A 14,254-nucleotide genomic window follows, 5' to 3' on the forward strand; every position below is an offset into this window, starting at 1 on the left:
AGCTTGCCCGGAAAAACGGAACACAGAAGAACAAAGAGCACTGAATCGAGGCGAGCAGCTGCTGTGAGCAGTACAAGTTCACCATTCGGGCAGAACGAATGGTTGGTCGAGGAGATGTACCAGAAGTTCCGCGACGACCCCTCCTCGGTCGACCCGAGTTGGCACGAATTCCTGGTCGACTACAACCCCGAACCGCTGAGTGACACCCCCGCCTCGAGCGAGCCGGCGCCCGCCAAGGCTGAGGCGCCCGCCAACGGCCGCGCTGCCACGCCGGTATCGCCTCCCGAGCCGAAGCCCGCGCCGCCGCCGGTCAAGCAGGCCCCGCCCGCCAAGACTCCGCCCACCAGCAATGGAGCGTCGGCGCCCACCGCGCAGCCCACCACCTCTGCGCCCGCCGAGAAGAAGAAGTCCGGTTCCGCCTCGGAAACAAAAGACACCTCCGCGCCCGCCGACGAGAAGCAGGTGCTCCGCGGTGCCGCCGCGGCCGTCGTCAAGAACATGAACGCCTCGCTGGAGGTGCCCACCGCCACCAGCGTGCGGGCCATCCCGGCCAAGCTGATGATCGACAACCGCGTCGTCATCAACAACCACCTCAAGCGCACCCGCGGCGGCAAGATCAGCTTCACCCACCTACTGGGGTATGCGATCGTGCAGGCCGTCAAGAGCTTCCCGAACATGAACCGGCATTTCGCCGAGATCGACGGCAAGCCCAACGCCGTCACGCCTGCGCACACCAACCTGGGCCTGGCCATCGACCTGCAGGGCAAGAACGGCAGCCGCTCGCTGGTGGTCGCGGCCATCAAGCGCTGCGAAGCCATGAAGTTCGGGCAGTTCATCGCCGCCTACGAGGACATCGTGCGCCGCGCCCGCGACGGCAAGCTCACCGCCGAGGACTTCAGCGGTGTGACGATCTCGCTGACCAACCCCGGCACCTTGGGCACGGTGCACTCGGTGCCGCGGCTGATGTCCGGCCAGGGTGCGATCATCGGCGCCGGCGCCATGGAGTACCCGGCCGAGTTCCAGGGCGCCAGTGAGCAGCGGATCGCCGAGCTCGGCATGGGCAAGTTGATCACGCTGACGTCGACCTACGACCACCGCATCATCCAGGGTGCGGAGTCCGGCGACTTCCTGCGGACCGTGCACCGGCTGCTGCTCGACGACGAGTTCTACGACGAGATCTTCTTCGAACTGGGCATCCCGTACGAGCCCGTGCGCTGGCGCACCGACAACCCGGATTCGATCGCCGACAAGAACGCCCGCGTCATCGAGCTGATCGCCGCCTACCGCAACCGCGGCCACCTGATGGCCGATACCGACCCGCTGCGGCTGGACAAGACCCGCTTCCGCAGCCACCCGGACCTCGACGTCCTCAGCCATGGCCTGACGCTGTGGGATCTGGACCGCGAGTTCAAGGTCGACGGGTTCGCCGGTGCCGACTACAAGAAGCTGCGCGACGTGCTCTCGGTGCTGCGTGACGCGTACTGCCGCCACATCGGTGTGGAGTACACCCACATCCTCGAGCCCGAGCAGCAGAAGTGGCTGCAGGACCGCATCGAGGTCAAGCACGACAAGCCCACCGTGGCGCAGCAGAAGTACATCCTGTCGCGACTCAATGCGGCCGAGGCGTTCGAGACGTTCCTGCAGACCAAGTACGTCGGGCAGAAACGCTTCTCGCTGGAAGGCGCCGAGACCATCATCCCGATGATGGACGCCGCGATCGACCAGTGCGCCGAGCACGGCCTCGACGAGGTGGTCATCGGTATGCCGCACCGCGGCCGGCTCAACGTGCTGGCCAACATCGTCGGCAAGCCGTACGCGCAGATCTTCAGCGAGTTCGAGGGCAACCTGAACCCGTCGCAGGCGCACGGCTCCGGCGACGTGAAGTACCACCTGGGCGCCTCCGGCACCTACATCCAGATGTTCGGCGACAACGACATCGAGGTGTCGCTGACGGCCAACCCGTCGCATCTGGAAGCCGTCGACCCGGTGCTCGAGGGTTTGGTGCGCGCCAAGCAGGACCTGCTGGACAAGGGTGACGGCGACGAGGGGTTCAGCGTCGTTCCGCTGATGCTGCACGGCGACGCGGCATTCGCCGGTCAGGGTGTGGTGGCCGAGACGCTGAACCTGGCGCTGCTGCGCGGGTACCGCACCGGCGGCACCATCCACATGATCGTGAACAACCAGGTCGGCTTCACCACCTCGCCGGAGAATTCGCGCTCCAGCGAATACTGCACCGACGTGGCGAAGATGATCGGCGCGCCGATCTTCCACGTCAACGGCGACGATCCCGAGGCCTGCGTGTGGGTGGCCAAGCTGGCCGTGGACTTCCGGCAGAAGTTCAAGAAGGACGTCGTGATCGACATGCTGTGCTACCGCCGCCGCGGGCACAACGAGGGCGACGACCCGTCGATGACGCAGCCGGCGATGTACGACGTGATCGATCACAAGCGCGGTGTCCGCAAGACCTACACCGAAGCGCTGATCGGCCGTGGCGACATCTCGATGAAGGAAGCCGAAGACGCCCTGCGCGACTACCAGGGTCAGCTGGAGCGGGTCTTCAACGAAGTGCGCGAACTCGAGAAGCACGACGTCGAGCCCAGTGAGTCCGTCGAATCGGAGCAGCTGCCGGCCAAGGGCCTTACCACCGCGGTGGACAAGTCCCTGCTGGCCAAGATCGGCGACGCACATCTGGCGATCCCCGAGGGCTTCTCGGTGCATCCGCGCGTCAAGCCGGTGCTGGAGAAGCGCCGTGAGATGGCCTACGAGGGCAAGGTCGACTGGGCGTTCGGTGAGCTGCTGGCACTCGGCACCCTGGTGAGCGAGGGCAAGCTGATCCGGTTGTCCGGCCAGGACTCCCGCCGCGGCACCTTCACCCAGCGGCACTCGGTGATCATCGACCGCAAGACGGGCGAGGAGTTCACCCCGCTGCAGCTGCTGGCCCTCGGTGAGGACGGCGAGCCCACCGGCGGCAAGTTCTTGGTATACGACTCGGCGCTGTCGGAATTCGCGGCCGTGGGCTTCGAGTACGGCTACTCCGTGGGCAACCCGGATGCGTTGGTGCTGTGGGAGGCGCAGTTCGGCGATTTCGTCAACGGCGCGCAGCCCATCATCGACGAGTTCATCAGCTCGGGCGAAGCCAAGTGGGGTCAGCTCTCCGACGTGGTGCTGCTGCTGCCGCACGGTCACGAGGGCCAGGGTCCGGACCACACCTCGGGCCGCATCGAGCGGTTCCTGCAGCTGTGCGCGGAAGGGTCGATGACGGTGGCTCAGCCGTCGACACCGGCCAACTACTTCCACCTGCTGCGTCGGCATTCGCTGGACGGGATCCACCGCCCGTTGATCGTCTTCACACCGAAGTCGATGCTGCGGAACAAGGCCGCGGTCAGCGATATCAAGGAGTTCACCGAGGCCAAGTTCCAGTCGGTGATGGAGGAGCCGCTCTACACCGACGGCGACGGCGACCGGTCGAAGGTGCAGCGGATCCTGCTGTGCAGCGGCAAGCTGTACTACGACCTGGCCGCGAAGAAGGCCAAGGACAAGCGCGAGGACATCGCGATCGTGCGCATCGAGCAGCTCTACCCGCTGCCGCCGCGTCGTCTGGGTCGCACGCTGGACGCCTACCCGAACGCCAAGCAGTTCTACTGGGTGCAGGAGGAGCCGGCCAACCAGGGTGCCTGGCCGACGTTCGGCCTGGCGCTGCCGGAGCTGCTGCCGGAGAAGCTGGCCGGTATCAAGCGGGTCTCGCGGCGGGCCATGTCGGCGCCGTCGTCGGGCTCGTCGAAGGTGCACGCCGTCGAGCAGCAGGAGATCCTGGACGAGGCCTTCGGCTAGTTCACTTCAGCGCGAGCGCGCGGGTTTGTACGGCGACACTCCGTGTCGGACGCACAAACCCGCGCGCTCGTCGTTTCTGGGTAGAACCGTTTTGGCTAACCGTTTTCGTCTAGAACCCCAGCATCGGCAGGATCACGGGATTGGCGATCCGGTCACCGACGGCGGCGACGGCCCCGGGGCAGAACAGCGAGATGGCCAGGCCGGTGAACATGGTGGCCGGACCCAGTGGGCGGCCGATCGCATCCGAGACGTCGGCAGCGACGTTGGCCATCTGCTGGCCCGGCTCGGCGAGCATGGGGCACACCTGTTGTCCGACGGACACGGCGGTGGCCGGATCCAGGCCGGTGATGCCGGCATTCGTGATGGCGGCCAGGAAAGCGTCGCCGGGATCTGCCTGCGCCGGCGGGGCCACGATGGCGGCGCCGGCCAGCAGGCCGGCCGACAGTGCAGCGGTGGCGATACGCGAGAACTTCATGCCATGACCATCGGCCCGTCCGACCCGCTCGTTACCCGGCGGTAGCGATACCCGCGGTACCGACTAAACTCAACACAAGTCAAATAGCGGCACGACACGAGGGAGTGTGGGTATGGAGGGCTTTGCCGGGAAAGTCGCCGTCGTCACCGGCGCCGGATCGGGTATCGGTCAGGCGCTCGCCATCGAACTGGGCCGTCGCGGGGCGCAGCTCGCCATCAGCGACGTCGACACCGAAGGCCTCGCGGTCACCGAGGAGCGACTCAAGGCGATCGGCGCGCCGGTCAAGGCAGACCGGCTCGACGTCACCGAGCGCGAAGCCTTCCTGCTGTACGCCGATGCCGTCAAAGCCCACTTCGGCAAGGTCAACCAGATCTACAACAACGCGGGGATCGCGTTCACCGGCGATGTCGAGGTCAGCCAGTTCAAAGACATCGAGCGGGTGATCGACGTCGATTTCTGGGGTGTCGTCAACGGCACCAAGGCGTTTCTGCCGCACCTCATCGAGTCCGGTGACGGCCACGTCATCAACGTCTCGAGCCTGTTCGGCATCTTCGCGGTACCCGGCCAATCCGCTTACAACGCAGCCAAATTCGCTGTCCGCGGGTTCACCGAATCGCTGCGCCAGGAGATGCTGGCCAAGAAGCGGCCGGTCGCGGTCACGGCGGTGCACCCCGGCGGCATCAAGACCGCGATCGCCCGCAACGCGACGGCCGCCGAAGGGCTGGACCCCAAGGAACTGGCTGCGGTCTTCGACAAGAAGCTCGCCAGCACCACCCCTGAGCGGGCGGCCAAGATCATCCTCGAGGCGGTGCGCAAGAAGAAGGCGCGGGTGCTCGTCGGCGCCGACGCCAAGGTGCTCGACGTGATCGTGCGGCTGACGGGCTCGGGTTACCAGCGGTTGTTCCTGGGCGCGGTGTCCAAGACCCTGCCCGGCGTGCACTGAGCGCGCGGGTTTGTACGCCCGACACGGAGTGTCGCCGTACAGACACGCGCGCTCGGCAGTGGTCGCTAGCGGCCGATCGGGTTGTCGGCCAGCCAGGCCTCGGCCACCTGCCTGGGGTCGGCGCCGCCGGCGACGTCGGCGCGCATCTGCTTGAGGGCAGCGGTGTCCAGCACGCCGGCCACCTCGTTGACAGCTAGCACCTGCCGTGCGGTCAGTTCGTTGCGCCGGTACAGCGGCACGGCATTCTCGGCCTTGATCAGCACCGGCTTGTGATCGGCGAGCACCACGACGTCGCCGGGCACCTCCGGGTCCGCGGTCGACGTCCAGGCAACGTTGATCTCACCGGACTGTAGCGCGTCGAAAAGTGCTGAATCACTGAGGAATTCGCGAGGCTTCGGCATATCGCAGCGACCCAGCTCGCTCGGCGGCGAGTAACCACGAACAGCGCCCGCGGTGACCTCGTCGCAATGCTCGACAAGTGCGGCGAGGTCGCTGTCCCCCCACGCCGTGGCTGTTCGCTCGGTCACCGCCGCCGCCGGCTTGTCCTCGGCCGCGGTGGTGTAGTCACCTGCCGCCACGCCCTCCGGCAGGGTTCCGACCATCTCGTCGTACACCTCGTCGTCGGAACGCGCGGTCATGCCCGGAGCGAACAGGTCGAGCAGCGTTCCGGTGAAACCCGGAACGACGGTCAGCGAGCCGGAATCCAAGCCCGCCAACGGATCCGGCGTCACCTCGACATGTGCCGGCGTGCCGTAGGAACGTAGAGCCGCGGCGTACAGGTTGGCCAGCAGCTCCGAATCGGGGCTCGGCCCTGCGCCCACCGCCATCGACGCCGGCGATGACGACTGGGCGCCGCAGGCCGTCAGCGCCGCCACCGCCAGGGCGAGCGCGAACCGGCGCAGGCTAGCGGTGCGCCTCATCGACCGCCGCTGCAACTGCCGCCGCCACCGCCGGACTCACCCGGGGGTCCAGCGGGCTGGGTACGATGTACTCCGGAGTCAGGTCGTCGCCGACCACCGAGAATATCGCTTCGGCCGCAGCCACTTTCATGCGCTCGGTGATCCGGCGGGCACCAGCGTCCAGCGCCCCGCGGAACACACCGGGGAACGCCAGCACGTTGTTGATCTGGTTGGCGAAGTCGCTTCGCCCGGTGGCCACCACGGCCGCGTACTTCTTGGCGGCGTCGGGGTGGATCTCCGGGTCCGGGTTCGACAGCGCGAACACGATGCCGCCGGGTGCCATGGTGGCGATGATGTCCTCGGGGACGACGCCGGCGGACAGGCCCAGGAACATGTCGGCCCCGTCGAGCGCCTCGGCGATGCCACCGGTGCGGCCGGCGGGATTGGTGCGAGTGGCCAGGTCGGCTTTGAATGTGTTGAGGTCGTCGCGGCCGGTGTGCACGATCCCCTTGGAGTCGAGCACCGTGATGTCGGTGATCCCCTTGGCCAGCAGGATGTTGGTGCACGCCACCCCGGCGGCTCCGGCACCGGAGATCACCACCCGCAGCGTGTGCATGTCCCGGTTGAGCACCTTGGCCGCGCCGTGCAGGGCGGCCAGCACCACGATCGCGGTGCCGTGCTGATCGTCGTGCATCACCGGGCAGTCCAGAGCCTCGATGACCCGACGCTCGATCTCGAAGCAGCGCGGCGCCGAGATGTCCTCCAGATTCACCGCACCGAACGTGTGCCGCAGCCGCACCAGCGTCTCGACGATCTCGTCGGGATCCTTGGTGTCCAGCACGATAGGGATTGAATCCAACCCGGCGAACGTCTTGAACAGCGCGCTCTTGCCTTCCATCACCGGCAGCGACGCGGCCGCGCCGATATCGCCGAGGCCCAGCACCGCGCTGCCGTCGCTGACCACCGCCACCAACCGGTTGGCCCAGGTGTAGCGCTGGGCCAAGGTGGCATCGGCGGCGATCGCGCGACTGACCTGGGCTACGCCCGGGGTGTAGGCAATGGAAAGGGCGCGCTGGGTGTCCAGCGGCGACTTGAGCTCCACGGAGAGCTTGCCGCCCTCGTGCGCCTTGAAGATCTCCTCGTCGTCGATGACGAGGCGGGGGTTCCCTGATTCAGCCACGCGGGTCACGTTACTTCACCTCACAACCTCACCGGGGGCGGTTCCCTGCTCGTGAGGACGGCTCACGTTCAGGTGCCGGGCGTACCATGCGCGCGGACCACCAACCAGGGGAGGCACCATGCCGACGTTTCGCGCACGTCCGCAAGTTCGCCGCGACCACACCGAACCCGAAGCGATTGACGCCAAACGCATCCACGTCCCCGTCGCGCGGGCCATGGTGGACTGCGGCATCTACGTCGACGGTGCACGCCTGCCGGGCAAATACACCCACGGTGCGGCGCTGGACAAGGTCCGCGAGATCGAGTTCTCCGATCACAAGTCCTTCGTCTGGATCGGCCTGCACGAACCCGACGAGCATCAGATGCAAGCCGTCGCCGATGTCTTCCACCTGCATCCCCTTGCCGTCGAAGATGCCGTGCATGCGCATCAGCGCCCCAAGCTCGAGCGCTACGACGACACCTTGTTCATGGTGCTCAAGACCGTCAACTACGTGGCCCACGATTCGGTGCAAGCGGCCCGCGAGATCGTCGAGACCGGGGAGATCATGGTGTTCGTCGGGCCCGATTTCGTGGTCACCGTGCGCCACGGCGACCACACGGGTCTGGCCGGGGTCCGCAAGGCGATGGAAGCCGAGCAGAGTCACCTCGCGCTGGGTCCCTACTCGGTGATGCATGCCATCGCCGACCACGTGGTGGACAGCTACCGGGACGTCACCCAGCTGATGGAGTGCGATATCGACGCCATCGAGGAAGACGCCTTCTCCACCCGCAACACCGACATCGCGCAGATCTATCTGCTCAAGCGCGAAGTGGTCGAGCTCCGGCGCGCCGTGAGCCCCCTGACGGTGGCACTGCAGCGGCTGCTCACCGAACACAAGGACCTGATCTCCAAGGAGATCCTGCGCTATTTCCGCGACGTCATGGACCACCAGACGCAGGCCGCCGACCAGATCACCAGCTACGACGAGATGTTGAGTTCACTGGTGCAGGCCGCGCAGGCGAAGGTGTCGATGCAGCAGAACACCGACATGCGCAAGATCTCTGCGTGGGTGGCCATCGCCGCCGTGCCGACGATGATCGCCGGCATCTACGGCATGAACTTCGAGCACATGCCCGAATTGCAGTGGACGTGGGGCTATCCCGCTGTCCTGCTGGTGATGTTCACCATCTGCACGCTGTTGTACCGGACCTTCCGCCGCAACAACTGGCTGTAGGAACCGGGCTCTCACGCACCTCGGGAAAGCTAGAGCCGCGCGGGGTCACGTACATCGACGCCGTCCTGTTCCCAGGTACGCCGCAACTCCTCGATACCCTTGAGCCGCACCCACGCCGCTTCGTTGGCCGAGATCGGGATGGCCGACAAGAAGCGCACCGGATCCCGCGGAGCGTCCAGGGGCAGGTCCGGAATATCGGCGGCTCCGAGCACCACCGCGCTCACCCGGGCCCCTTCCCACAGCGTTGCGCCCAGGTCGATCAGCGCGTCCGGCTGCAGCACCACCCCGTCGACGGCCGGAGTGGCGGCCAGTAGGGCGACGGCCCGGGCGATACCCGGCGTCGGCGCTGAATCACGCAAGCTGACAACCACTTCGGCGCGCGGACCGTGCAGCGGGTCGGTGGCCAGCTGCGCCGGATCCCCCATCGGATGCCGTGAGCATCCCAGGGACACGTAATGGACCACGCCGTCGCGGTCGGGGCCGAAGCGCAGCACCTCGATGCGTTCGACGCCCAGGAACGTCACACTGGCCGCATCGGGTTCCCGGTCGATACCGGCCGCGACAAAATGTCCGCGCAGGTGTGCGCGGACCTCGGTCAGAACCTGCGTCACTGCTCTCCGGCGGGCGGCACGCTGAGGTTGGCACCCGAATCAGCATCGAAGAGGACCAGTTTCGAGGTGTCGAACGCCAACTCGACGTCCTGCCCCTTGCCGGCCTTCGACTCGGTGGACACGCGTGCGACGAATTCGTTTTCCGCCGCGCCGGATTCGGCCGCCAGTTCGGCGAGTTGCTCGGCCCGGGCACCGGATCCCGAGGTGGTGAAGTACAGGTACTTGTCGGGGCCCAGCGACTCCACCAGGTCGACCTTGACCGGGAACGTCAGTGCACGGATTCTGGCGTAGCCGTCCAACAGCGCCGCGTCCTCGAGATGCTCGGGGCGGATACCGGCGATCAGATTCTTGGCCGCCGGATGTTTGACCAGCACGTCGTAGGCGTCCTGGGTGAGCGTCACCTCGCCGAAGGGCAGTTTGACGCCGATGTCGGTCAACGTGGCGGGGAAGAAGTTCATGGCCGGCGACCCGATGAAGCCGGCGACGAACAAGTTGGCCGGCCGCTCGTACAACTCGGTCGGCGTGCCGATCTGCTGGGCGACCCCGCCTCGCATGACCACCACCCGGTCCCCCAGCGTCATGGCCTCGGTCTGGTCGTGGGTGACGTAGATGGTGGTGGTACCCAATCGCTGCTGCAGCCGCGCGATCTCACCCCGCATCTGCACCCGCAGCTTGGCGTCGAGATTGGACAGCGGCTCGTCCATCAGGAACGCCTTGGGACTGCGAACAATGGCGCGGCCCATGGCAACTCGCTGCCGCTGCCCACCCGACAACTGCGACGGCCGCCGGTCCAGGAACTCACCGAGGTCGAGGATCTTGGCGGTGTCCTCCACCTTCTTGGTGATTTCCGCTTTCGGGACGCCGGCGATGGTGAGAGGGAAGGCGATGTTCTCGCGCACCGTCATGTGCGGGTACAAGGCGTACGACTGGAACACCATCGCGATGTCGCGGTCCTTGGGCGCCTTGTCGTTGACACGGGAGCCGTCGATGAGCAGGTCGCCGGAGGTGATGTCCTCCAGGCCCGCAATCATGTTCAGCGTGGTCGACTTACCGCAGCCCGACGGGCCGACCAGGATGATGAACTCGCCGTCGGCGATGGAGATCGAGAAGTCCTTCACCGCCTGCCGCTGACCGTTGCCGTCGGGGTAACTCTTGTTGACGTTCTGCAACACGATCTCTGCCATCGCGCTACCCCTTCACCGCGCCGGAGGTCAATCCAGCGACGATCCGCCGCTGGAAGATGAGAACAAAGATGATGATCGGGATGGTGATCACGATGGCGCCCGCCGCGATGGAGCCGGTGGGTTCCTCGAATTGTGAACTGCCCGTGAAGTTCGCGATGGCCACCGGTGCGGTGATCGCGGCCTTGGTGGCGGTCAGCGACAAAGCCAGCAGCAGGTCGTTCCACGCGAAGATGAACACCAGGATGGCAGCGGTGACGATACCGGGTGCGGCCAGCGGCGCGATCACCTTACGGAACGCCTGACCCGGGGTGGCACCGTCCATCTTGGCGGCCTTCTCCAGGTCCCAGGGGATCTCTTTGAAGAACGCCGACAACGTGTAGATGGCCAGCGGCAGCGCGAAGGTGATGTACGGGATGATGAGGCCGGGCCAGGTGTCGAACAGCCCCAGCTGCCGTTCGATGTTGAACAGCGGTGTCACCAAGGAGATCTGCGGGAACATCGCGATCAGCAGGGCGACACCGACCAAGAGTTTCTTGCCGGGGAAGGTCAACCTCGCGATGGCATAGGCCGCCATGGCCCCGATCACGACGGCGATCACCGTGGTGATCAGTCCGATACCGATCGAGTTGATCAGCGCCGAGTTGAAAGCATCTCCACGGAAGATCGCCTTATAGTTGTCGAAGGTGATCTCCGACGGAATCAGCTTGCCGTCCTTGACACTCGAGGTCGGCTTGAGTGACAGCGACAGGATCCACAGCACCGGGAACAGTGCGTACAGCACCACCAACACGTCGATGACGATCCACGCCGTGGCCCGGCGCGTATTCACTTGTTCAGACACGATCAGCGTCCGATCCCGGTGCCGCGGCCCCGAAGAGTTTGATGAAGATGAACGCGATCAGTGCGACGCAGAGGAACACCAACACGCTGATCGCCGACCCCAGGCCCAGGCTGAAACCCTTGAAGAGGTTGTTGTAGCCCAGGATGGACACCGATGCGGTGTTGTTGGATCCCGCCGTCAGGACGTAGATGTTGTCGAAGATGCGGAACGCATCCAGTGTGCGGAACAGCAACGCCACCAGGATGGCGGGCTTGATCATCGGCAGGATGATCTTCGTCAGCCGCTGCCAGGCACCTGCCCCGTCCATCTGAGCGGCCTTGAGCAGATCGTCTGGTACCAGCGCCAATCCAGCCAGCAGCAGCAGCGCCATGAAGGGTGTCGTCTTCCACACCTCGGCCAGAACCACGATGGCCAGTGACGGAATCTGCTCGGTCAGCGGGGCCGAACCGGTGGGCAGCAGGTTGGCCAGATAGCCGGTGCCTGGGGTCCAGGCGTAGTACCAGCTGTAGGAGGCGGCCACCGTGACGATGCCGTACGGGATCAGGATCGCGGTGCGCACCAGGCCTTTTCCGAAGATCGTCCGGTGCATCACCAGCGCCAGCGCCATACCGAGGACGAACTCGATCGTGACGGAGATGACGGTGATGGCCAAGGTGACCGCGAATGCCGTCCACCAGTAACCGTCGGAGAGAACGGTGATGTAGTTCTCGAGGCCGACGAACTCGACGTCGTTCGGGGTGGCCAGGTTGTAGCGCTGCAGGCTCAGCCAGACCGCGTACACGATCGGGTACCCCGTGACGGCCACCATGAGGATGACCGCCGGAGCGATCAGCAGAAAGGCAAGTCGGCGTTCGGATTTCTTGTCATCGGACAAAGTCTGCTTGCGTTCGGAGACTGCCGCGGTCACGGAATGAGCCCCTTACCGTCGATCGCTTTCTGCACCTGTTCGGCGAGCTCGTCGGCCATGCTCTCGGGATCGATGTCGCTGATCGGCGCCAAGGTGGCCGACATCCGGGTGGACACCGACTGGTACACCGGAGTCGCCGGCCGTACGGCGGCGTTGGTCAGCTGTTCGCGAATGATCGCGTACTGCGGGTACTTCGCCTGGAACTGCGGATCGTCGTAGAGCGAGGTGCGTACCGCGGGCAGACCGCCTTCGATGGAGGTGAGCTTCTGGTTCTCCTCGCTGCGGATACACCGGATCGCCTCGAAGGCTTCGGCCTTGTGCTGACTGGTACTGGCGACGGCCAGGTTCAGCCCGCCCAGCGTCACCCGGGCCTGCTCGCCCTCGTTCACCGCCGGATACTTCGCGAACCCGAAGACTTCCTGGCTCGCCTCGTAGGCCGCGGCGAACTGTGCGTCGTCCGGGGAGAAGGAGCCCGCTTCGTTGATGGCGCTCTGCAGATCGGGGCGTTCGTTCAGCGGCAGGAAGGACACCCCGCCTTTGATGGCGTTCTCCAGCATCGACGGAAGCACGAACGGCCAGTTGACCTCCAACGCGGCGTTGCCCTGCTCCAGCGCGAGGCGGGCGGTGCCCTCGTCGGTCTGGGTGATCGACGGATCCGCACCGGGAGCGGTGGCCACCGCCTTCATGATGGACAACGCCTTGACCGTCGCGGCCCGGTGCTCGGGGGTATCGGTGAGTGTGACGGTCTTGCCGTCGTCGGAGAGGACCTGTCCGCCTGCGCTTTCCAGCAGGGTGTTGAACCACACCACCAAGCCTTCGTACTGCTTGGCTTGCAGCGCAATCCAGCTCGGTTTGCCTTCGGAGTGCAGCCTGGTGGCCTCGGCCACCATCGCGTCCCACGTGGTCGGCGGCTCAGGCATCAAATCGGCGCGGTACCAGAGCAATTGGGTGTTCGTCGTCACCGGCGCGGCGTAGAGCTGATCGTTCCATGTCGCGGTCTCCTGCGGACCCGGCAGTGTGGTGCCGGTCACATCCGGGACTGCCGCGCCCGCCGGATCCTCCGAAAGGGGTACGGCCCAGCCCGCTTCGGCGAACTCCGCCGTCCACACGACATCCAGCGCCATGACGTCGAGCGTCCGGTCGTTACCGGTCAAGCGGCGAGCCAGCTGCAGGCGTTGGTCGTCGGCGCCCTTGGGCAAACTGATCTGCTGGATGGTGAACTTGCCCCCGAGTTGCTCGTTGCAACGCTCGGAAACCGCGGTGAACGTCGCCATCTCGCTCGCCGGCGTGTAGAAACTGACCACCAGGCCCCCCGGACCCGAACTACACGCTGACACCAGCGAAGCCGAGGTGAGAGCCGCCAAGGCGGCAGCGCCGAACCGCCGGACAACCGTGACACGACCAGGTGCGACCAACGGCTGAACACCGCCTTCCGGCTTCGTGGCGGGCTTGTCCCGCGCGAGAACCGTAGAGCGACAAGACCGTGAGATGCAACACTGTCAGTGCGCGCGTCGCAATCCTGACCAGCTAATCAGCCGCGAATCAACGGCTGGGCACCGGCCTCAGCGAACGGTCAGAGGGTGAGGCGGGCCAACATGTCGCGGGCCCGTTCGGCGTTCTGCGGGTCGCACAACACGTCGTAGCGGCCTGCCACGAGCTGCATCGTGGAGCTGAAATCCCTTGTACCCCGCGCCATCGCATACGGGATCGCCGAGGTGATCAAGCCGAAGAAGACGCCGGCGATCAAACCGGTCAACAACGACGCCCACGGGTTGGGGCTGAAGAAGCCGAGCACCAAACCGATGAAGATGCCCAGCCAAGCGCCGGTCAGCACACCGCCGCCCAGGACCTTGGGCCAACTCAGCCGACCGGTGACCCGCTCCACCTGCATCAGGTCGACGCCCACGATGGTCACCTGCTCCACCGGGAATTCGTTGTCCGACAGGTGGTCGACGGCCTTCTGCGCCTCCGCGTACGTCGGGTAGGACCCGATGGGCCAACCCTTCGGGGGCGTCGGCAGGCCCACGGGCGCGCGCCGTCCTCGCGCGCCGCCTGCCGCTGCGCCGGACGCCTGCCCCGGTTGGAACGGACTGGTCATAGCTCGTCATCCTCCTCTAAGAGCACCGCTTCGGCCAGTGTTTCCCACATCACCGTCACTCCCGAAGTCCTT

12 protein-coding genes are annotated in these 14,254 nt (G+C 65.9%); 3 read left to right on the top strand and 9 right to left on the bottom strand.

The window, feature by feature from the left end:
• The first annotated feature begins 63 nt into the window (after positions 1–63).
• Positions 64–3,831: a multifunctional oxoglutarate decarboxylase/oxoglutarate dehydrogenase thiamine pyrophosphate-binding subunit/dihydrolipoyllysine-residue succinyltransferase subunit gene (locus NL241_RS26795; RefSeq protein ID WP_494395510.1), complete on the top strand. Its 3,768-nt coding sequence runs from the start codon at positions 64–66 to the stop codon at positions 3,829–3,831.
• Between the two features lie 109 nt (positions 3,832–3,940).
• On the opposite strand, the gene NL241_RS26800 is transcribed toward NL241_RS26795, so the two are convergent.
• Positions 3,941–4,306: a DUF732 domain-containing protein gene (locus tag NL241_RS26800; protein ID WP_487697365.1), complete on the bottom strand. Its 366-nt coding sequence runs from the start codon at positions 4,304–4,306 to the stop codon at positions 3,941–3,943.
• Between the two features lie 112 nt (positions 4,307–4,418).
• On the opposite strand from NL241_RS26800, the gene NL241_RS26805 reads away from it, so the two are divergent.
• Entirely contained in the window at positions 4,419–5,249 is an 831-nt protein-coding gene (locus tag NL241_RS26805) for an SDR family NAD(P)-dependent oxidoreductase (protein WP_487697364.1), read from the top strand.
• A gap of 65 nt (positions 5,250–5,314) precedes the next feature.
• On the opposite strand, the gene NL241_RS26810 is transcribed toward NL241_RS26805, so the two are convergent.
• Positions 5,315–6,169: a glycine betaine ABC transporter substrate-binding protein gene (locus NL241_RS26810; protein WP_494395511.1), complete on the bottom strand. Its 855-nt coding sequence runs from the start codon at positions 6,167–6,169 to the stop codon at positions 5,315–5,317.
• On the bottom strand, positions 6,153–7,328 hold the full coding sequence (locus NL241_RS26815) for an NAD(P)-dependent malic enzyme (RefSeq protein ID WP_494395512.1): 1,176 nt from the start codon (positions 7,326–7,328) through the stop codon (positions 6,153–6,155). Before NL241_RS26815 ends, NL241_RS26810 begins: the two co-directional genes overlap by 17 nt.
• 118 nt (positions 7,329–7,446) lie before the next feature.
• On the opposite strand from NL241_RS26815, the gene corA reads away from it, so the two are divergent.
• Positions 7,447–8,541, top strand: coding sequence for a magnesium/cobalt transporter CorA (gene corA / locus NL241_RS26820; protein WP_487697359.1), 1,095 nt, complete (start codon positions 7,447–7,449; stop codon positions 8,539–8,541).
• Between the two features lie 29 nt (positions 8,542–8,570).
• Here the strand turns inward: corA and NL241_RS26825 are convergent, their stop codons facing one another.
• From NL241_RS26825 to NL241_RS26850, 6 genes are all read right to left on the bottom strand, one after another.
• Entirely contained in the window at positions 8,571–9,152 is a 582-nt protein-coding gene (locus tag NL241_RS26825) for a suppressor of fused domain protein (protein ID WP_487697358.1), read from the bottom strand.
• The gene (locus NL241_RS26830) at positions 9,149–10,336 is read right to left on the bottom strand and encodes an ABC transporter ATP-binding protein (protein WP_494395513.1); all 1,188 of its coding nucleotides are present in this window, start codon (positions 10,334–10,336) and stop codon (positions 9,149–9,151) included. The genes NL241_RS26825 and NL241_RS26830 overlap by 4 nt, the downstream gene beginning before the upstream one ends.
• A 4-nt stretch (positions 10,337–10,340) precedes the next feature.
• Positions 10,341–11,165, bottom strand: coding sequence for a carbohydrate ABC transporter permease (locus tag NL241_RS26835; protein ID WP_487697376.1), 825 nt, complete (start codon positions 11,163–11,165; stop codon positions 10,341–10,343).
• Positions 11,166–11,169: 4 nt separating this feature from the next.
• The gene (locus NL241_RS26840) at positions 11,170–12,084 is read right to left on the bottom strand and encodes a carbohydrate ABC transporter permease (protein ID WP_494395514.1); all 915 of its coding nucleotides are present in this window, start codon (positions 12,082–12,084) and stop codon (positions 11,170–11,172) included.
• Entirely contained in the window at positions 12,081–13,388 is a 1,308-nt protein-coding gene (locus NL241_RS26845) for an ABC transporter substrate-binding protein (RefSeq protein WP_494395515.1), read from the bottom strand. Before NL241_RS26845 ends, NL241_RS26840 begins: the two co-directional genes overlap by 4 nt.
• A gap of 269 nt (positions 13,389–13,657) precedes the next feature.
• Positions 13,658–14,182: a YflT domain-containing protein gene (locus NL241_RS26850; protein ID WP_487697351.1), complete on the bottom strand. Its 525-nt coding sequence runs from the start codon at positions 14,180–14,182 to the stop codon at positions 13,658–13,660.
• Positions 14,183–14,254: the final 72 nt, after the last annotated feature.

Source organism: Mycolicibacterium sp. SMGY-1XX (assembly GCF_059132455.1).

Bases quoted from the DNA above. Each gene is read 5' to 3' on its own strand.
- NL241_RS26800 (WP_487697365.1), bottom strand. From the start codon at position 4,306: ATGAAGTTCTCGCGTATCGCCACCGCTGCACTGTCGGCCGGCCTGCTG.
- NL241_RS26805 (WP_487697364.1), top strand. From the start codon at position 4,419: ATGGAGGGCTTTGCCGGGAAAGTCGCCGTCGTCACCGGCGCCGGATCG.
- NL241_RS26810 (WP_494395511.1), bottom strand. From the start codon at position 6,169: ATGAGGCGCACCGCTAGCCTGCGCCGGTTCGCGCTCGCCCTGGCGGTG.
- corA (WP_487697359.1), top strand. From the start codon at position 7,447: ATGCCGACGTTTCGCGCACGTCCGCAAGTTCGCCGCGACCACACCGAA.
- NL241_RS26830 (WP_494395513.1), bottom strand. From the start codon at position 10,336: ATGGCAGAGATCGTGTTGCAGAACGTCAACAAGAGTTACCCCGACGGC.
- NL241_RS26850 (WP_487697351.1), bottom strand. From the start codon at position 14,182: ATGACCAGTCCGTTCCAACCGGGGCAGGCGTCCGGCGCAGCGGCAGGC.